General features: G+C 66.8%; 14 protein-coding genes. 4 read left to right on the top strand and 10 right to left on the bottom strand.

Features of this window, described 5'->3' with window-relative positions; translation table 11 throughout:
• Nucleotides 1-54: 54 nt before the first annotated feature.
• The 8 genes from EQZ23_RS17610 to rpmI form a co-directional block, all read right to left on the bottom strand.
• The gene (locus EQZ23_RS17610; RefSeq protein WP_164913486.1) at nt 55-870 is read right to left on the bottom strand and encodes a TonB-dependent receptor; all 816 of its coding nucleotides are present in this window, start codon (nt 868-870) and stop codon (nt 55-57) included.
• 449 nt (nt 871-1,319) lie between these two features.
• Nucleotides 1,320-2,888 carry a peptide chain release factor 3 gene (locus EQZ23_RS17600; RefSeq protein ID WP_128455757.1) on the bottom strand — a complete coding sequence of 523 codons (1,569 nt, stop codon included), beginning with the start codon at nt 2,886-2,888 and terminating at the stop codon, nt 1,320-1,322.
• Nucleotides 2,889-3,236: 348 nt separating this feature from the next.
• On the bottom strand, nt 3,237-4,121 hold the full coding sequence (locus EQZ23_RS17595) for an aldose 1-epimerase family protein (RefSeq protein WP_128455756.1): 885 nt from the start codon (nt 4,119-4,121) through the stop codon (nt 3,237-3,239).
• A gap of 182 nt (nt 4,122-4,303) precedes the next feature.
• Nucleotides 4,304-6,718 carry a phenylalanine--tRNA ligase subunit beta gene (gene pheT / locus EQZ23_RS17590; RefSeq protein WP_128455755.1) on the bottom strand — a complete coding sequence of 805 codons (2,415 nt, stop codon included), beginning with the start codon at nt 6,716-6,718 and terminating at the stop codon, nt 4,304-4,306.
• Nucleotides 6,715-7,830, bottom strand: coding sequence for a phenylalanine--tRNA ligase subunit alpha (gene pheS, locus EQZ23_RS17585; RefSeq protein ID WP_128455754.1), 1,116 nt, complete (start codon nt 7,828-7,830; stop codon nt 6,715-6,717). The genes pheT and pheS overlap by 4 nt, the downstream gene beginning before the upstream one ends.
• 1 nt (nt 7,831) lies before the next feature.
• Nucleotides 7,832-8,158 (bottom strand): GIY-YIG nuclease family protein, encoded by a 327-nt coding sequence (locus EQZ23_RS17580; protein WP_128455753.1) that lies wholly within the window; start codon nt 8,156-8,158, stop codon nt 7,832-7,834.
• A gap of 224 nt (nt 8,159-8,382) precedes the next feature.
• Nucleotides 8,383-8,748: a 50S ribosomal protein L20 gene (rplT, locus tag EQZ23_RS17575; RefSeq protein ID WP_031395288.1), complete on the bottom strand. Its 366-nt coding sequence runs from the start codon at nt 8,746-8,748 to the stop codon at nt 8,383-8,385.
• Between the two features lie 19 nt (nt 8,749-8,767).
• Nucleotides 8,768-8,971 (bottom strand): 50S ribosomal protein L35, encoded by a 204-nt coding sequence (gene rpmI, locus EQZ23_RS17570; protein ID WP_031395289.1) that lies wholly within the window; start codon nt 8,969-8,971, stop codon nt 8,768-8,770.
• A 182-nt stretch (nt 8,972-9,153) separates the two neighbouring features.
• Here rpmI and EQZ23_RS17565 point away from each other — a divergent pair, with 182 nt between their 5' ends.
• Nucleotides 9,154-11,301, top strand: coding sequence for an AsmA family protein (locus tag EQZ23_RS17565; protein WP_128455752.1), 2,148 nt, complete (start codon nt 9,154-9,156; stop codon nt 11,299-11,301).
• 455 nt (nt 11,302-11,756) lie between these two features.
• On the opposite strand, the gene EQZ23_RS17560 is transcribed toward EQZ23_RS17565, so the two are convergent.
• Together EQZ23_RS17560 and EQZ23_RS17555 are read right to left on the bottom strand one after the other, a co-directional pair.
• Nucleotides 11,757-13,550 carry a M14 family metallopeptidase gene (locus EQZ23_RS17560; protein ID WP_128455751.1) on the bottom strand — a complete coding sequence of 598 codons (1,794 nt, stop codon included), beginning with the start codon at nt 13,548-13,550 and terminating at the stop codon, nt 11,757-11,759.
• Between the two features lie 11 nt (nt 13,551-13,561).
• The gene (locus EQZ23_RS17555; RefSeq protein ID WP_128455902.1) at nt 13,562-15,706 is read right to left on the bottom strand and encodes a TonB-dependent siderophore receptor; all 2,145 of its coding nucleotides are present in this window, start codon (nt 15,704-15,706) and stop codon (nt 13,562-13,564) included.
• 172 nt (nt 15,707-15,878) lie between these two features.
• Here EQZ23_RS17555 and EQZ23_RS17550 point away from each other — a divergent pair, with 172 nt between their 5' ends.
• Genes EQZ23_RS17550 through EQZ23_RS17540 form a run of 3 tightly spaced genes read left to right on the top strand, consistent with a single transcriptional unit; the run spans nt 15,879 to nt 19,302 of the window.
• On the top strand, nt 15,879-16,607 hold the full coding sequence (locus tag EQZ23_RS17550; protein ID WP_128455750.1) for an ATP-binding cassette domain-containing protein: 729 nt from the start codon (nt 15,879-15,881) through the stop codon (nt 16,605-16,607).
• A complete protein-coding gene (locus tag EQZ23_RS17545) occupies nt 16,604-18,040 on the top strand; it encodes a DUF3526 domain-containing protein (RefSeq protein ID WP_128455749.1) in 1,437 nt (478 codons plus the stop codon). The genes EQZ23_RS17550 and EQZ23_RS17545 overlap by 4 nt, the downstream gene beginning before the upstream one ends.
• Complete coding sequence (locus EQZ23_RS17540) at nt 18,040-19,302, top strand: DUF3526 domain-containing protein (protein WP_128455901.1); 1,263 nt, start codon at nt 18,040-18,042, stop codon at nt 19,300-19,302. Before EQZ23_RS17545 ends, EQZ23_RS17540 begins: the two co-directional genes overlap by 1 nt.
• Nucleotides 19,303-19,330: the final 28 nt, after the last annotated feature.

Below are 19,330 nucleotides of genomic sequence, written 5' to 3'. Positions count from 1 at the left end.
AACCTGCGACGGTCCCCCTGCGGGCCCGTAGCAGGTCGGGTCAGCGCCCCCGCCTCACCAGTTGAAGCGCAGCGATCCGACGACGGTCCGCGAGGCACCGAAGTAACAGCTGTTGACGAAGAAACAGCTGGCGATGTGGCGCTTGTCGAACAGGTTGGCGACGTTCGCGGTCAGGCTCATGCCCTTGAGCGAGTCGTCGAACGTGCCGAGATCATAGCCGAGCACCGCATCGACCAGGACATAGCCCGGCGACTGGAACCGGGTGGCGAGCGTCTGGCCGGCCGCCACGCGCGTCGCAGTGCCATCCGACTGGCCGACATAGCGGACGCCGCCGCCCATGTTGAACCCCGACAGCGCCCTGCCGCCCGTCCGTGACAGGTCGTAGTTGACGAAGCTCGACGCGCTCCAGGTCGATATGCCCAGCGGCCTGGTGCCGGTGACGCCGCTGAGCTGGTCGCCGGTGCCGACGACCGGCGTGCCCTGCGTGACTTCGGGATCGGTATAGGTGCCGGCGACCGTGACGGTCAGGCCCGGCGTGATCTCGCCCCGGCCATCGAGTTCGATGCCGCGCACCGCGACTTCGCCGATCTGGATCGAGAAATTGGGGTTGGCGGGATCGGTCGTCGGCACGTTCTGGCGACGCAGGTCGAAGGCGGACAGCGTGAACAGCGCACTGGTACCGCGCGGCTGGTATTTCAGGCCCGCTTCGTACTGGCGGCCGGTGACGGGCACGAACGCTGCGCCGTCGAACGCGGTGCCGGTCTGCGGCTCGAAGCTTTCCGAATAGCTGACGAACGGCGCGAGGCCGAACTTTGTCTCGTACAGCGCGCCGAGCCGGCCGGTGAACGCGGCCTGGTGGAGCCGAGTCACGCCACTCGCCTGCCCTTGCGCGTGGCGGCTGGGGCGGACATCGCGAGTTGGCGCTGATGGTGGAGGCCGGACTGACGCCAGCACAGGCCTTGCAGGTGGCGACGGCCGGGGCTGCCGAACTGCTCGCGCTCCGCGACCGCGGTGTCCTTGCGCCGGGGATGCGTGCGGATCTGGTCGTGATCGAGGGGGATCCGATCCGGTTAATTGGGGGATGCGGACAAGGTCGTCGAAACCTGGGTCGCCGGGCGTCCCGCTGCGTTCTGGCCTTTATAAGGTATGTAATGGTTCGCGCGGCTTGCCCTATTGCGGGAACGGTCGTCACGCTCAAAGTCGGCGAATGCAAATCCGGTCAGCAGCGCGACGCTGAAGTGGCTCAGGCATATTATCCTGCGGCACCTGCCGGTGCACAGGACTCGGGAAAGCCCACGGCGCCCGCCCAATGGTCGAGTCTATCGCTCCCGCGTGGCGGCGAAGCGGATCTTGGGGTAGCGCTCGGCGATGTAGTTCACTTCCCACGCGCTTTTGGCGAGGAAGACGGGGTTCGCGTCGCGATCCTTGGCCATGGCGCCGCGGTTGATCTCGGCGAAGGTCTTCAGCTCCAGCGGGTCTTCCGCGGAGATCCAGCGCGCGGTCTCGTACGGCGCGGGTTCGAGCCCTGCCGCAACCTTGTACTCCGCATCGAGGCGCGAGAGCAGCACTTCGAGCTGCAACTGCCCGACCACGCCGATGATCCAGTTCGAGCCGATGTCGGGATAGAAGACCTGAGTCACGCCCTCCTCGGCCATGTCGTCCAAGGCCTTGCGCAACTGCTTGGTCTTGGTGAAGTCCTTCAGCACCACGCGGCGCAGGATTTCGGGGGCGAAGTTCGGCAGCCCGGTGAAGCGGATCGCGGCCTTTTCGCTGAGCGTATCCCCGACGCGCAGCGTGCCGTGGTTGGGGATGCCGATGATGTCGCCGGGAAACGCCTCGTCCGCCAGCTCGCGGTTCTGCGCGAAGAACAGGATCGGCGAATGGACCGCGATCGGCTTGCCGTGGCCGGTCGGGGTGAGCTTCATGCCGCGCTTGAACACGCCCGAGCAGAGCCGCATGAACGCGATCCGGTCGCGGTGGTTGGGGTCCATGTTCGCCTGCACCTTGAACACGAAGCCGGTGACTTCGGGCTCTTCGGGCGAGATAGGCGCGGGCTCGGCCGGCTGCGCGCGCGGTGGCGGGGCGTAGTCGGCGAGTGCCGCGATCAGCTCGGCGACACCGAAATCCTTCAGCGCGGAGCCGAAATAGACCGGCGTCAGGTTGCCCGCGCGATAGGCCTCGGCATCGAAGCTCGAATAGCCGCCTTGCGCGAGTTCGGCCTCATCGTTCAGGCGGATCATGGCTTCGGGGCTCAGGATCTTGGCGAGTTCCGGATCGTCGATGCCCTTGAACGGAATCGCCTTGCCCATGAACTCGCGGCTGTCGCCTTCGGGGCGGCTGAGCGTGTTGGCGTAGAGATCGTAGACGCCCTCGAACTCACCGCCCATGCCGACCGGCCAGCTCATCGGGCAGACGTCGAGCTGGAGCATCTCGGCCACCTCGTCGAGCAGCGAGAACGGATCGCGGCCCTCGCGGTCGACCTTGTTGACGAAGGTGATGATCGGCACGTTACGCAGGCGGCAGACCTCGAACAGTTTGCGCGTCTGCGGCTCGATGCCTTTCGCGGCGTCGATCACCATCACCGCCGAGTCGACAGCGGTTAGCGTGCGATACGTGTCTTCGGAGAAGTCCTCGTGGCCCGGCGTGTCGAGCAGGTTGAAGGTGATCCCCTGCCGCTCGAACGTCATCACCGACGAGGTGACCGAAATGCCGCGCTGCTGCTCGATCTTCATCCAGTCGGAGCGGGCGCGGCGAGTCTGGCCGCGCGCCTTCACCTCACCGGCGAGATGGATCGCGCCGCCGAAATACAGGAGCTTCTCGGTCAGCGTGGTCTTGCCGGCATCGGGATGCGAGATGATCGCGAAAGTGCGACGCGGGGATATGGTCATGATACGGGTCCGGGGCGCCGAGTCGGGGCTCGGAAGGTAAGGAAGTTCACGCTACGTACCGCTCGAAATCCCCTTCCCGCGCGGGACGCGGCGGGAGCGGGAGGAGGCGGCTTGCAGCGATCATCGCGTGCTATTGGCAGATGCGGGGCGTGTAGGACAGAGGAAGACGCTTGTCGTTCTCACCCGGTTGGAACCGTTTTCGATCCTCCCCCGCCAGGGGGAGGTGGCGCGAAGCGTCGGAAGGGGGAGGACACGAAGCAGATGCAACTCTTACCTCCCCCTCCGTCTGGCAAGGGCCAGCCACCTCCCCCTAGCGGGGGAGGATAGGGGAGGTCCGATGCGTTTTGCTCAGATAGGGGTAGCCAACAGCGTTACCCGCATTTCGATGCGCTCGACCCCGCCGGCGGGGATTTCGAACACGCCGGGCTTGTCGCGATAGTCGCCGGTATAGCCTTCGGGATCGGCGATGCCGTGCCAGGGCTCGACGCAGACATAGGCCGCGCCGGGCTTGGTCCAGATGCCGAGCTTGGGGGTGTCGGGGAAGGCGATCTTCAGCTGCGGGCCGGTCCTGGCGCCGTAGGTGAGCGCGTCGGAATGGATCGGGTCCCAGACCAGCGCGTCCTTGGCGAACAGGTCGTCGCGCAGGGCGATGACGCGGTTCTCGACCGGCGAGGGGCGATCGTCGACGGCGATCTGGCCGTCGGAGCTGATCGCTTTCAACGTGCCGGGTTCGTCGGCAGAGAAGGTGATGCGGTGGTCGGCGCGGGGCTCGCCGTAAGGGAGCGGCCAGGCGAAGGCGGGGTGGAAGCCGAAGCTCGCCGGCATCGCCGCGTCGGTGCGGTTGTGGATATGCGCCTCGATCGCCAGCGTCGCGCCGTCGAGCGTGAAGACGATGTCGAGCGCGAAGGCGAACGGATAGGCTTTGCGCGTTTCTTCGCTGTCGGTGAGGCGGAAGGTGGCCGACGTTGCGGTCTGCGCGATCACCTCGAAGGTCGAATGGCGGGCGAAGCCGTGCTTCTGCATCAAATAGGCTTTGCCGTCGAGGCGGATGACGCCTTCGTTGACGACGCCGACGACGGGGAAGAGGATCGGCGCGTGGCCGGTCCAATAGGCCGGGTCGGCGTTGGTCATCAGCTCGCGACCGGCTGCGTCGTGGAGGTGGGTGAGTTCGGCGCCGTGGGGGTTGATCGCGGCGGTGAGGTGGTCGTTGGCGATGGTGATCAGGTCGGTCATGGAGTTCCTTCCGTCATGCTCGAACGCGCGGGTCTTCAAAACGCTCATCGGACAGCCCGCCGGCATCACCCCGGCGAAGGCCGCGGTCCAGTTGGAAAGGTCGAAGTAACGAGGGACGGTCCGCCGTTACATCTGTCCCCCAACTGGGCCCCGGCCTTCGCCGGGGTGGTGTTGGGGCGAGGTCAGACGCGCAGGGTCGCGCCCTGTTTCGCTGCCGCCGCTACGACCTTGTCGGCTACCGCCTTCAGTTCCTCGTCGGTGAAGCTTTTCGCGGTCGGTTGCAGGACGATTTCGACCGCGACGGACTTGTGGCCGTCCTCGACCCCCTGCCCGGTGAACACGTCGAACACGCGCGCCGAGACGATCGCGGCCTTGTCGGCACCCTTTACCGCGCGGACCAGCGTGTCGGTGGCTAGCGCTGCCGGCACGAGGAAGGCGAAGTCGCGGCGGACGGCCTGAAGTGCGGGGGGCGCGTAGGCAGCGCGCGCGAAGCCAGAGGCGCGCTTGGGCGGGATGGCGTCGAGGTAGACTTCCACCGCGGCGACGGCGCCGTCGAGGTCGAACGCCTTCAGCACCGAAGGGTGCAGCATGCCGAAGCTCGCCAGCACGGTCTTGGGGCCGAGGCGGAGCGTGCCGGACTGGCCTGGGTGCCATGCGTCGCCGGCTTCTCCCATCACTTGCAGATTGTCGACCGGTGCGCCTGAAGCCGCGAGAAGGGCCAAAGCCTCGGCCTTGGCGTCGTAGGCGTCGAAGCTGGCGGCCTTGCCTTCGCGCCAGCCGCGGGGGCGGCGATCGCCGGCTAGGACGACGCCTAGCGTCGGGCGCTCGGCGTCCGCCAGATAGCGGCGGCCGATCTCGAACAGGCGGACGCTCTGCGCGCCACGCTTGAGGTTGCGGCCGGTCGCGGCGAGCAGGCCGGGGAGCAGCGAGGGGCGCATGACCTTCAGGTCTTCGCTGATCGGGTTGGCGAGCGTCCAGGCGCCGCCACCGAACGGTGCGGCTTCGGCCTCCGACAGGAAGCTCCAGGTGATCGCCTCGTCGAGACCACGGGCCGCGGCGGCGCGGCGTGCGCGGCGTTCGAGCTTCTGTTCGGGGGTGGCGGTCGGCTTGGCGACGCCGGGCATGCGCGGCAGCGGCGTCGAGGGGATGTTGTCGATGCCCTCGATCCGGACGACTTCCTCGACCAGATCGGCGGGGCCGTCGACGTCGCGGCGCCAGGTCGGGATCGTGACCGGCCATTTGCCCTCGATCGTCGAGAACAGCGCGTCGCTGAACGCGTCGGCCGATGTGATCGCGCCGATCGTGAAGCCGAGCGACAACAGCGTGCGCGCCTGGCGTTCGGGGGCGACGTGGAGCCCGCCCAGGTCTGCCGACAGGCGGGGGTCGTAGTGGATCACGCGGGGTTGGAGCGGGGGTTCGCCCGAGCGAGTGACGTCGCTGGCCGTGCCGCCGCAGACGTGGAGCACGAGCGCGGTGGCAATGGCGAGGCCGTCTTCGAGGAAGGCGGGGTCGACGCCGCGTTCGAACCGGCTGCGCGCGTCGGAGGTGAGCGTGAGTTTCTGGCCGGTGCGCGCGATGTGGTCGGGATCGAAATAGGCACATTCGATCAGCACGTCGGTGGTCTCTGCCGAGACACCCGAATGCTCGCCGCCCATGATGCCGCCGATGTCGTGGACGCCGGTGTCGTCGGCGATGACGGTCATGCTATCGTCGAGCGTGTAGGTCTTGCCGTTGAGCGCAACGACCTGTTCGCCGGGCTTGGCCTTGCGTGCGACGAGGCCGCCGGAGAGTTTCGCGCGGTCGTAGACGTGCAAGGGGCGGCCGAGGTCGATCATCAGGTAATTGGTGATGTCGACGAGCGCGGAGATGGGCTTCTGGCCGATCGCGATGAGGCTGCGGCGCATCCAGTCGGGGGACTCGCCGTTGGTCACGCCGGAGACGGTCCGCGCGAAGAAGGCGGGGCAGCCTGCGGTGTCGTCGGTACGGACCGATGGGCCCGCACCGTCGGTGACGATGGGATCGAAGATCAGCGGCGTGAGCGTGCCCATCCCCGCCGCGGCGAGGTCGCGCGCAATGCCGCGGACGCCCATGCAGTCCTGGCGGTTGGGGGTGATCGCGACGTCGATGACGGGATCGGTCAGCCCGGCATAATCGGGGTACGGCGTGCCGATCGGCGCGTCCTCGGGCAGCTCGATGATGCCGTCATGATCCTCGCCGAGCTCAAGCTCGCGCGTCGAGCACATCATGCCGTTCGATTCGACGCCGCGGATGCTCGCGAGCTTGAGCGTCACGTCGAGACCGGGGACGTAGGCGCCGGGCGCACCGAACACGCCGACCAGCCCGGCGCGCGCGTTGGGCGCGCCGCAGACGACCTGGAGCGGGCCGTCACCGGCGTCGACCGACAGGATCTGGAGCTTGTCGGCCTGCGGATGGCGTTCGGCGCTGAGCACCTTGGCGATGCGGAACGCGGCGAGCTTCTCGCCGGGATTCTCGACGCCTTCGACCTCGAGGCCGATACGCGTGAGCGCATCGACGATCTGGTCGAGCGTGGCGGTGGTGTCGAGATGCTGCTTGAGCCAGCTGAGCGTGAACTTCATGCGCCGACTCCGGCCGACAGAGTGGGGACGTCGAGGCTCGAGAAACCATAATGTTTCAGCCAGCGGATATCGCCGTCGAAGAACGGACGGAGGTCGTCCATGCCGTATTTGAGCATCGCGAGCCGGTCGATCCCGCAGCCGAACGCGAAGCCCTGCCACTCGTCGGGATCGAGCCCGCACGCCTCGATCACTTTCCGATGGACCATGCCGCTGCCGAGAATCTCTAGCCAGCCATCGGGCTCGGCGCCGCCGACGACACGCTTGCCCTTCACCAGCGTGTAGCCGACGTCGATCTCGACCGAGGGTTCGGTGAACGGGAAATAGCTCGGGCGCATCCGGAGCACGATGTCGTCGCGCTCGAAGAAGGCCTTGACGAAGGTTTCGAGCGTCCACTTCAGATGGCCGAGCGTGATGCCCTTGTCGATCACGAGGCCCTCGACCTGGTGGAACATCGGCGTGTGCGTCGCGTCAGAGTCCGAGCGGTAGGTGCGGCCCGGCGCAATGATCCGGATCGGCGGCTTCTGGCTCAGCATCGTGCGGATCTGGACGGGCGAGGTGTGCGTGCGGAGTAGCGAGAAGGTCGTCTTCTCGTCGGCGGTGCCCGCGCCCTTCGCATCGATCCCCTGCTGGAGATAGAAGGTGTCGTGCATCGCGCGCGCCGGATGCGTCTCGGGGATGTTCAGTGCGGAGAAGTTGTGCCAGTCGGTCTCGATCTCGGGACCGGTCGCGACCGCGAAGCCGAGATCGGCGAAGATCTCGGCGAGTTCGTCCATGACCTGGCTGACCGGGTGGATCGTGCCGGCGGGCGTGGCGTCCGCGGGCAGCGTCATGTCGAGCGTTTCGCTGGCGAGGCGCGCGTCGAGCGCGGCGCGTTCGAGCGTCGCCTTGCGCTCGGCGATGCCGTTGGCGACGGCTTCGCGCAGGCCCTGGATCTGCGGGCCTTGGACGAGGCGTTCTTCGGGCGTCATCTTGCCGAGCGTCTTCAGCAGTGCGGTGATCGTGCCCTGCTTGCCGAGCGCCTCGACCCGGCACGCGTCGAGCGCGTCGAGGCCGGACGCGGCGCCGATCGCCGTCAGCATGTGTTCGCGCATCTGGTTCAGGTCTTCGGTCACGTCATACTCCCAGGGGTTCGGCCATGCGGGGCAGGCCCAGCCCGATACCCAGATCGTCCCAATTTTCGTTGTGCGCTTCGATCAGGTCGATCTTCCACGCCCTTCGCCACTCCTTCAGCCGCTTCTCGCGAACGATCGCGGCCTCCATCGTGTCGAACATCTCGTAATAAGCGAGACGTTTGATGCCGTACCGGCGAGTGAAGCCGGGGATCAACCCCTCGCGGTGCTGAACCAGCCTTGCGAGCAGATTCGAGGTGACGCCGATGTAGAGCGTGCCGTGGCGGCGGGAGTGGAGGATGTAGACGCAGGGCTGAAAGGTTTCGCGCATGTCGTGCTCCCCTTACCCTCTCCGTCATCCCGGCGGACGCCGGGACCCATGGTAGCGGGCCGGGTGATGATAGCACGGTATCGCCGGGTCCGCCGTAACCATGGGTCCCGGCGTTCGCCGGGATGACGGAAAGGGGGAGCGTTCGCCAGGATGACGCTCTTCATGAACGCAGAAAGGGCGCCGGTATTGCTACCGACGCCCTCCCGAAACACCTCAGTCGCGAATTACGCGGCCTGGGGAAGTGCTGCCTTCGCCTGGGCGACGATCGCGCTGAAGGCTGCGCCCTCGTGCATGGCGATGTCGGCCAGGACCTTGCGGTCGAGTTCGATGCCCGCAAGCTTCACGCCGTGCATGAACTGCGAATACGTCAGACCCTCGGCGCGGACGCCGGCGTTGATGCGCTGGATCCAGAGGCCACGGAAGGTGCGCTTCTTAACCTTGCGGTCGCGGTAAGCGTACTGTCCGGCCTTTTCGACGGCCTGACGGGCGATGCGGATGGTGTTCTTGCGACGGCCATAATAGCCCTTCGCCTGAACCAAAATACGCTTGTGCTTGGCGCGGGTGGTAACACCCCGTTTTACGCGTGCCATTGTCTAATTCCTTCTCAGCTCAACGCAGGCCGTAAGGCGCCCAGGCCTTAACCGCTGCGGTATCGGCCTTCGACAGCAGCTTGGTGCCGCGGTTCTGACGGATGTACTTGCCGTTGTGATGCGCCAGACGGTGACGCTTGCCCGCGACGCCGTGCTTGAGCAGGCCGGTGGCGGTGAGCTTGAAGCGTTTCTTGACGCCGCTCTTGGTCTTCAGCTTGGGCATTTTTATCCTTTCGGTTGACGAGAGGAACGCTGAAATCGCCGCGGCAGCCCACACTGGCCGGGCGATTCGTCGAACGCGTTCCCTTCGAAGAGACGGGCGCACTATCCGCATTGGTCGCAAATATCAACCGGCGGCGACCCGCCATTGTGGAACTCACACGATTGCCATGCGATAGGGCCTGCATGGACGCCAGCCCGACGCCGCCGATCGACGCCCCCTCCCCGGCTCCAGCACCGGAGCCGATCGCAGTCGAGACACGAAAGCGTCGCAAGCGGCGGATACTGCGCAATATCCTGATCGGGATCGTCGCGGTGATCGCCGCGATCTGGCTAGTGCTGTATATCACCAAGGGCCGCTTCCTGAAGCATCCCTTCGAGCGCGTCGTCGGATCGCTGACGCACCGGACGCTCAAGGTCCGCGGCGATTTCCAGCTCTATTTCGCCCCTTTCCGCATCAAGCTGTACGCTGAGAACTTCACGCTCTCGAACCCCGATTGGGCGAGCCGGCCGAACCTGTTCCGCGCCGACAAGCTCGACACGCGGATCGCGCCGCTGTCGCTGATCTTCGGCAAGCGGCGTCTTTATTGGCTCGATCTCGTCAACGGCGACGTCGATCTGGAGTGGAACAAGGCGCACAGCGCGAACACGTGGACGTTCTCCGAGAAGACGGGCGGCGATCCGCTCGGGTTTCCGCGGATCGACGTCGCGACGGTGACCGGAACGTCAGTACGCTATCTCGACCCGCGGATGCGGATCGTCGCGGACCTCAACATCGCCGACATCCGATCGGTCGACGCGACGATCGGGCGTGCCGTGGGGCTGACGGGCAGAGGGCGGCTGCGCGACACGCCGTTCACGCTGTCCGCGCAGCTGCTGTCGCCCGACGCGACCGCCAATCGGGGTGAGAACAAGTTGGTCGCGCGGGCGCGGGCGGCGGGCAACGTGATCGACGTCGCCGGCACGCTGCCGAGCATCGCCGATATCGAGAACGTGCCGCTGGCGGTCACCGCACGTGGCGCCAACCTGTCGACGCTGCTCGGCATCATCGACGTCGCGATCCCGAACACGCGTAAATACACGCTGCGGGCGCAACTCATCAAGCAGGGCGACGCATACGCGTTCACGCGGCTGCGCGGCATTGCGGGCGGGACCGATCTCGCGGGGAAGCTGACGATCGTCAACGGCGAGCGCATCCATCTCGATTCGGTGCTGACGACCAAGAGCCTCGACATCATCGATGCGGCCCCGTTCATCGGCTTCAATCCCGACATCCTCGAGACACGCGGCGCGGTGGCGGCCGCTGCCGCGACGGGCGCCGCACCACAGCGCCTGCTACCCAACGGAAATCTACCGATCGAGACGATGAAGCTGTTTGATGCCGACCTGAAATGGACGATCGGAACGGTCAAATCGCGCAACCTGCCGATCTCCAACGTCGACCTGACGCTCGATCTGGAGCGCGGGCGGCTAGCGCTATCGCCGCTGACCTTCTCGATGGCGCGCGGCAACGTATCCTCCGACGTGGTGTTCGACACGCGGCAACGGCCTAGCGCGGTCTCCTACGATATCCGTCTCGCGCCGACGCCACTGGGCCAGTTGCTCAAGGGCTACGGACTCGCCGAGGCCGGCACGACCGGGACGATCAAGGGCCGAATCGAGCTGAAGGGGCGCGGCGATTCGATCCATCAGTCGCTGGCCTCGTCGCGCGGACGGATCGCGTTCGTGCTGCCGTCGGGTGCGCTGTCGGTCCGCAACGTGCAGTTGGCCGAGCTCGACATCGGCACGTTCGCGCAGCGGATGTTCCAGGGCAAGCTCGACGAGCCGGTGCAGATGAATTGCGGGCTGATCGGCTTTACCGTGCGCGGCGGGGTCGCAGCGGCGGACCCGATACTGATCGATACGCGCAAAAATGTGATCGTCGGGCGTGGCGGGTTCAGTTTCCGCAACGAGGCGGTGGACCTCGCGTTTCGCGCGGATTCGAAGAAGTTCAGCCTGTTCGCAGGGCAGTCCCCGGTGGGCGTCGGCGGGATGTTCGCGGCCCCCAAGATGAACGTGATCTCAAAGGACCTGCTCGCACGCGTCGGCAGCGGCCTCGGGCTGGCGCTGGTGGCGACACCGGTCGCGGGAGTGCTCGCGTTCGTCGATGTCGGCGATGCGAAGTCGACCGCGTGCGGCCCCGTCCTGGCGGGCGCAACGGCGAAGGCACAGCGCACGACCAAGGGTGAGGCGCGCGACGACGTCGGGCGGGGAACCACCGCGAAGGGCGAGGACGGCAAGACGAATGCCGCGGAGAAGAAGGGGCAGAAGAAGAAGTTTCTGGGGATTTTCTAAGCATCTTCGGCCGCGAGGGCATCCCCTACCGATTTGCGCCATTCCGTCACCCCTGCGAGTATCGGGAATCGCGGTCTGGGTCGCTCACAATGGCCTAAGTTACGCATCCGGGAGCCCAAACGCCCACCGGGATTACGGACGTAGGGTTGGAATCGAGGCTGACGGTAGTGCACGCGGATGCTGCGTTCTGTTCCGCTTATGACACGGGCTGCGCAGAAACTCTTCATGTGTCGAGCCGTCCTATACGGCCTTGCGTTACCTGTCGTCGCTTGCACAACAGGTACCTGCCGCGCGATCGAAACCTTCGCTAGGGGGAAAAACCGTCACTTTCGGCCCGGGGATCGGAGCAAAGTCGCGGATACCCGCGTCGAGATCGGCCGACGTCGTCGTCGTGTTGCTTGCTTCAGCCGGCGATACCTTGCTGACCCCCCCAGCAAGGTTCGAGGGCCAGATCGCTATCGTTCCCGCAGGATCGGGTACATCAGATGCATGGTCTTGCGGTCGGGCAGGCGCGCCATGAGCCAGTCGAGCCGTGCGTCCGGGTCTTTTGCGAACGCAGGGTCATCCCCGAGTTTCGCTGCGAACGCCGTGCGGACCGTGCCGTCTGCCGCGAGCAGCGCTTCGGCGAGTGGTGCGCGGACGAAGTCTTCCGCACCTGGCGGGGAGGCGAGCATCTCAGGGAAAAAACCCCAGGCGAGCAGGGAGTCCGGGGCCTCCGGTTCCAGCAACGCGGCTGCGAGCAGGCCGAGCGGCTGGTCGGAGGGAACGCGGACCGTACCGGCAAGTAGCGTCTCGGTCGCAGCGACATGGTCGAACGCAGCCTTGAGCGGCAGCCGCCCGTCCTGGGCCCGCTGCACTGCGGCATCGCGCAGACGGACGCGGTCGAGCGTCAGCGTTCGCGGGCTCTTGATCGGATCCAACCGGATACCGTGGAGACGCAGGCGGGCGAGCACTTCGGTCTGTTCCGCCGGCACCCACCAGGCGGTCGGCAGCGTCACAGTCTCGACCGGGTCCTGCCCGATGATCGGCATGCGGATCGTGATCGGCTTACCCGTCCAGCGCTGTTCGAGCCGTCCGCTCGCCGGCGAGCGATAGGTCTCGAAGCCGATGCCCTTGAACCGCTCGATCCACCCGATCGGGGTCGCCGCCGGTTTCCAGCGCGCGAGCATCCTTGCGGGCCGGCTGGCGCGATCGGTCGCTTTCGCGACGACGATCCGGTCCCGGTCGGTCGCCGCTAGTTTCAGCGCCGCTTCGAGCAGGACATAGGTGCCGAGCACGCGCTGCCGATAGGGTTTCAGCAGGTGGTTCTCGACCAGCACGGTCGGCACGCCGATGAAGTCGCCATAGCCGGTCGAATAGCGCGGGCCCTCGGGGGCCTGGCGGATGCCCTTGGCGGGATCACGCGTGTCGACCGGGCTCGGGTAGAGCGTCGGAACATGCCCGGCGTCTTCCAGCGCTGCCGTCACCGTCGGTCCGAACCGTGCCGTCAGCCAGTCGGCGGTGGCGCGGTGATAGGCGTAGCGGCCCCAGCCGGCATAGGTGAAGGTGATATCATACTGCATGTCGAAGCCGTCGCTGACATGGCAATCAACATAGAGGATCGGATCAAGCCGACGCAGCAACGCGATCATCGCGCGCGTCTCCGGTGCGTCGGCCTTGGCATAGTCGCGGTTCAGGTTGATGCCGCGCGCGGTGGCGACATAGCCCTTTTCCAGCGGTCCGCGCAGCGCCGGGAAGTTCCAGCGGCTCATCGCCTCGTGCCCGTCGATATTGTAGATCGGCACGAACACCAGGTCGACTGAATCGAGCAGGCTGTCCTTGCCCCTGAGCGCGATGTCGCGCAGCAGCATCAGGCCGGCATCCTTGCCGTCGATCTCGCCGGAGTGGATGCCTGCCTGGACGAGGACGACAGGTTTTCCCGCGCCACCCTTGCTGGCGCGGACCATCAGCATGTCGCGTCCTTGCGCGGTGCGACCGAAGGTCTCGACCCGGATCCGCGGCGAGGCGGCGGCGAGCCGTTCCAACCAGGCGCGCGTCTCGGCATAGCGCGGCGTCGTCGCGAAGCCCGCGCGTTCGGCCGGCGTGATCCACGGATCGTTCGCCGCGACGATCAGGCGCTCGCTCGCGCCCGACCAAGGCTGCAATGGTGGCAGGATCGCGGCCGGCAACCCCGATAGCGGCGCGCTCGATTGCCCCCAGGATGCCGACGCGGCGGACAGGGCGATGATCGCGAGGGGGATAAGACGCATGGGATTCGTACTCAGAAGCTGGCGCGCAGGCCGATCGTGGCAGTGCGCGGGGTGCCCGGCTGCACCCAGACGGGCGAATAGCTGTTGGCGTACCAATGGTCGTCGAACAGGTTGGCGATCGAGCCGAACAGCTGGACGCCGTCGATCAGGTCCGCCTGGCCGAACACGCGGAACAGCGTGTGCGACGGCAGCGTGAAATCGGTCCCGGTCTCGCCGTTGCGCGCGCCGACATGCTGGACGCCGGCCCCGACCAGCATCTCGCGCGAGCCCGCCTTGAAGTGCTTGGCCGCCTGCATGTTGAAATTCTGCTTCGGGATATTGATCAGCGGATCGCCCGGCTCGATCTGGAACGAGAAATTCGGGTCCAGCACACGCGACCGCGCCTCGGCGTCGGTATAGGCGTAGCTCAGCAGCAGCTCGATCCCGCCCGGCAGCCGGCCGTTGAGATCGGCCTCGATCCCGCGGCTGCGCGCCTTGCCGATCGCGATCGAGAAACCGGGATTCGCCGTGTCGGTGGCCAGCACGTTGGACTTGTCGAGCTGATAGGCCGCCAGCGTACCGGTCAGCCGGCCGCCCAGCGCGGTCAGCTTCACCCCGGCCTCGATCGATTTGCTGGTTTCGGGTTCGAACACGTTGCCGTTCGCGTCGGCACCGATATTGGCGCGGTAGCCCTCGCCATAGGCGGCATGGAGCGACAGCGGCGTGCTGAGTTCGTAGAGGATCCCGGCCTGCGGACTGAAGCGGCTCCGCTTGCGCCGGCCCAGCACGCTGGTCAGGCGGTTGTCGACGCGGAGCAGGAAGTCGTCGTAGCGACCGCCGACGCGCACCTGTAGCCGATCGGTCAGGCTGACCTGGTCCTGCACATAGGCGCCCATCGTGCGCTGTACGTCGAGCCGGTTGGTGATCGGCGCGGTCGCGGGCACCGGATAGCGGCCATAGACCGGGTTCTGCAGATCGAGCACATAGCCCGCCTGATCGGTCGTGGTCGCGGTGACGACTGGCCCGCGATAGCGCGTGAACAGCTGGTCGGTATCGAAATAGTCGAAATCCCCGCCCATCAGGACACGGTGACGCAGCGACCCCGTCGCGAACTCGCCGGCCAGTTCGGCGCGCAGCACGCTGTGCTCCGACGTGTATTGGCGGGTGCGCCGCTGCCGCGACAGCGATCGGCCGTCGATGTAGAGCTTCTGGCGCGACCGCAGCGTCTCGGCATCCGACGATGCGCCGGTCAGTCGCGTGTCGCGGTGGCTGGCGCCCACCGACAGCGACCACCTGTCGCTGAAGTCGTGCTGGAGACGCAACTGGTGGCCGGTCGCGCGCGCGACGGTGTCGCCGTCGCTCGGTTCGCCGAGGAACCGCGAGCGCGGCACCGTGTCGAAATTCCCATTGAGCACGACAATACCGCGATCGAACGGCACCTCGACCCGCGTCCATTCGAAATCATAGGTGACGCGCGTGGCACTGCCCAGCTTCAGGCCGATCGACGGGAGGAAGCCCCAGCGCTTCTGCGCCACCGTATCGCGGAACGTGTCGCCGCTTTCGGCATAGCCGATCAGCCGCGCCGACAGCGTGTCGGTCAGCGCCAGGTTTGCATCGCCCTCGGCACGAACGGTGTCGAAGCTGCGATAGTGCAGCGATGCAGTGCCGAAGGTCCGGCCGATTTCCGCCTGCTTGGTCACCAGGTTGATCGAGCCGCCGGGTTCGCCGCGCCCCAGCACCGCAGCGGCCGGGCCCTTCAGCACCTCGACCCGTTCGATGCCCGCGACGTCGCGCTGCCCGCTGAACCCGCGGCCGGCGTTGAAACCATTGACCAGATAGCCGCTGGGCAAATTCTCGTCGCCGGCAAAGCCGCGGACGGCGAAACTGTCCCATAGCCCGCCGAGCGTGTTCTGCCGCACCACCGAGGCGTTCAGATCGAGCGCGTCGGTCAGCCGCGTGATGGCGTTCTCGGCGATCACCGTGTCGTTGATCGTCGTGATCGCCTGCGGGATTTCGCGCAGCGTGAAGTTGCCGCGGTACGGCTGCCGCACGCCGGTCACCGTGATTTCCTCGCGTTCACGGTCTGGGCGGCCCTCCTCGTCCGACTGCGCGAAAGCAGGGGCGTAAGACAAGGCAACGGCAAGCGGAATGGTACCGACCATCGAGGCAGCACGCATGGACAGACGCAAGACAATATCCCCTTCGGCAGTTCGGATCGAGAGCGCTGCGACGCCCCCGCGCTGCGTGCCTATGAAGGTTATGATGTAACATCGTCAATGATATCTTGTTACATGGCAGCAGACCGGGCATTGAGCGTCGATGTTCATGGCCGAGGATCTGATACGCCCGATGACCGAACCGATCCTGATCGACGATCTGAGTTTCGCGTACGACACGCACTACGTCCTCAACGGCCTGTCGCTGCGCGTACCGGCGGCCAGTATTACCGCGTTGCTGGGTGGCAATGGTGCCGGCAAGTCGACGACCTTGTCCGCGCTGCTCGGATTCACGCGGGCACGGTCGGGGACGATCAAGGTTTGCGGGTTGGATCCGGCGACCGATGCCGACGCCGTGCGACGGCGGATTGCGTACCTGCCGGAGAATGTTGCGCTCTACGAGCATCTCACGGCGGTGGAAAACGCCGACTATCTGCTTGCGCTTTCCGGGGAGCGGCAGGGGCATGATGCCATCGCCGCGGGACTTGCTGCGGCCGGGTTGCAGGATCAGGCGTGGCACCAGCGGCTTGGCGGCTTTTCCAAGGGGATGCGTCAGAAGGTCGCGATCGCGGTGGCGCTGCTGCGGCGGGTGCCGGTGCTGCTGCTGGACGAGCCGACATCGGGGCTCGATCCGCGCGCGACCGCCGATTTCTCGCAGCTTCTCTTGCAGGTCCGGGAACGGGGCACCGCGATATTGATGGTGACGCACGACCTCCTCTCCGCCGCCGACATCGCCGACCGCATCGCCTTTCTGGAAGCGGGACGCGTCGCGCACGAAGTGCGTGCGGATGGACCCGAGCGGTTCGACGTCCGCGCGCTGCACGCCCGTTTCCAGCTCGGCGGCGATCGGTTGGCGGCATGAGCGCGGTCGGACTGATCGCACGCGACGAAATCCGCCTGATGACGCGCAACCGCGTCGCCATCATCGCCTTCGTCCTGGTCGTGCTGCTGACGTTGGTCGCGGCTGCCAGTTCCTGGGCGCACCAGCGCGGGATCGCCGAACTGCGCGCGCGTCATGCCGAGGCGGCAGAGGCGGCGTTCAAGGCGCAGCCCGACCGGCACCCCCACCGGGTTGTCCATTACGGCACCTTCATCTTCCGCCCGCTAGGGTCGCTCGCCGCGTTCGATCCCGGTGTGGATGCGTTCACGGGCAACAGCATGTTCCTGGAGGGGCATCGCCAGAACAGCGCCAATTTCGGCGATGTGCGACAAAGCTCGCTGCTGGTGCGCTTCGGCCAGCTGACGCCCGCCTTCGTCTTGCAAGTGGTTGCGCCGCTGCTGCTGATCTTCCTAGGCTATGGCGCGCTGGCGCGGGAGACCGAGCGCGGTACGGTGCGCGTGCTGATGCTGCAGGGCGCCGGCCGCGGACAGATCGTTCGGGGCAAGTTGCTGGCGCTGGGCGCCGCGGCGCTGCTCGCCGGGCTGCCCGCGATGATCGGTCTGGTCGCGATCGCCGGCCAACCCGGCGCGCTCATCTGGCCCATGCTGGTGATCGCGCTCGGCTATGTCGGCTATCTGGCGCTGTGGACCGTGCTGATCCTGGTCGTGTCGGCGTCGGTCCGCCGCAGCCGCGACGCGCTGCTCGCGTTGGTCGCGTTATGGGCGGTCGCGGTGGTGCTCTTGCCCCGCGTCGCACCCGATCTCGCCAGCGCCGCGATTCCGCTGACCAACCGGTTGCAGACCGAAGTCGCGGTCGCGCGCGACCTGCGCACCATGGGGGACAGCCACAATCCCGACGATCCTCATTTCGCGCAGTTCAAGCAGGCGCTGCTCGCGCGCTACGGCGTGGCGAAGGTCGAGGATCTGCCGATCAACTACAAGGGCGCGCTGGGCATCGAAGGCGAGCGGCTGACCTCGGCGGTCTATGGCCGCTATGCGATCGCGAACCACGCCGCGCAGGCGCGCCAGAATACCCTGGTCGACGCGATTGGGTTGCTGAGCCCGGCCATCGCCCTGCGGTCCCTGTCGATGGCCGCCGCGGGTACCGATCTCGCCGGGCACCAGCGGTTCCTGGAGCAGGCGGAGGCCTATCGCTACGCGCTCGTCCAGCGGCTGAACCGGATGCAGATGGAGGACGTCAGCTATGCCGACGACGGCGCGACCGATGCCGGCGCGGATCGGCGCAAGCGCGTTGCCGCGCGCAATTGGCAGGCCATGCCGGACTTCCGGTTCATCGCGCCCGACGGTCGCACGCTCGCCGCCGCCGCGCTGACCGGCCTCGCCGTGGTGTTCGCCTGGCTGGCAGGGGCGCTGATCCTGCTCGTGGTCGCGTCGCGCCGACTGGGAGCACGATGATGGGCCTGCTCCGCTATGAAGTGCGACTGTTGTTCCGCCAGCGCCTGACGGTCGGCGCGCTGGCCCTGCTCGCGCTGCTGACCGCGGCGGCGCTCGCCGCGGGAACCGGCGAAATCGCCCGCCAGCGCGCCGCCATCGCCGCCATCCCGGCGGCACAGGCCGAGGATATCGGGGCGATCGCCGACTATGTCGATCGTACCAAGGATGCCGGGAGCGCCGCCTATTACAGCTTCCACCCGACCTGGGATGCGCCGGCACCGCTCGCCTTCGCCGCGCTCGGCATGCGCGACGTGGCGCCGTACATCCTGCGGGTCCGCGCGCTGGGACTGGAGGCGCAGATCTACGACGGCGACACCTTCAATCCCGAACTCGCACTGCCCGGCCGGTTCGATTTCGCCTTCGTGCTGGTATTCCTCGCGCCGCTGTTCGTGATCGCGCTGTTTCACGATCTCCGGTCGGCCGAGCGAGAGGCGGGGCGGCAGCGGATGCTCGATGCGTTGCCGAACGGGGGGCGTGCGCTGTGGCGGCGCCGGACGCTGCTTCGCTTCCTGCTGACGTGGAGCGCACTCGGCATACCCTTCGGTATTGCCGCGGCATTCGCGGGGGTCGGCGTCGCATCGATCCTGATCGTCCTTGTAGTGATCGCCGCCTATCTGCTGTTCTGGATCGCACTCGCCGCGCTCATCGGCCGGCTGCATTGGAGTTCGGTCGCGAACGCGGCGGCGCTGGCGGCGGCATGGCTCGTGCTGGTGCTGATCGTCCCGACCTTGTGCAACGTCGCGATCAACGCTGCGATTCCGGTCAACCAAGGCGCGGAGATCGCGATGGCGCAGCGTGAAGCGGTCAACGGCGCGTGGGACGTGCCCCGCCAAGCCACGATGCGGCGCTTCTACGCCCGCCATCCCGAATGGGCGGACTCGGCACCGCTCGGTCCCGAATTCCATTATAAATGGTATCTGGCCTTCCACGAGAATGGTGACGACAGCGTCGCCCCTTCGGTCCGTGGGTATCGCCAGGGCCTGCAAGCGCGCGATGCAGCGGGCCGTGCGCTCGGCTGGGTCCTGCCTTCGGTTGGCGTGCAGGCGCTGCTGACCCGGATCGCGCATACCGACCTGACGGCGCAACTCGCCTATCAGGACCGTATCCGCGCGTTCCACCGCCGTCTCCGCACCTTCTACTACGGCTATCTCTTCCGCGACCGACCGTTCGGTAGAACCGATTTCGACCGCGCGCCCCGCTTCACCGATCGAGATCGCGGCTGACGGCAAGCGCGCGGTCCTGCCGGTCGAC

The sequence above is a fragment of the Sphingomonas sp. UV9 genome, assembly GCF_004101245.1.
In the GTDB taxonomy this organism is placed as follows: Bacteria; Pseudomonadota; Alphaproteobacteria; order Sphingomonadales; family Sphingomonadaceae; genus Sphingomonas.
Note: the sequence above shows the minus strand (reverse complement) of the source record. Positions and strands in the feature narration are given on the sequence as shown.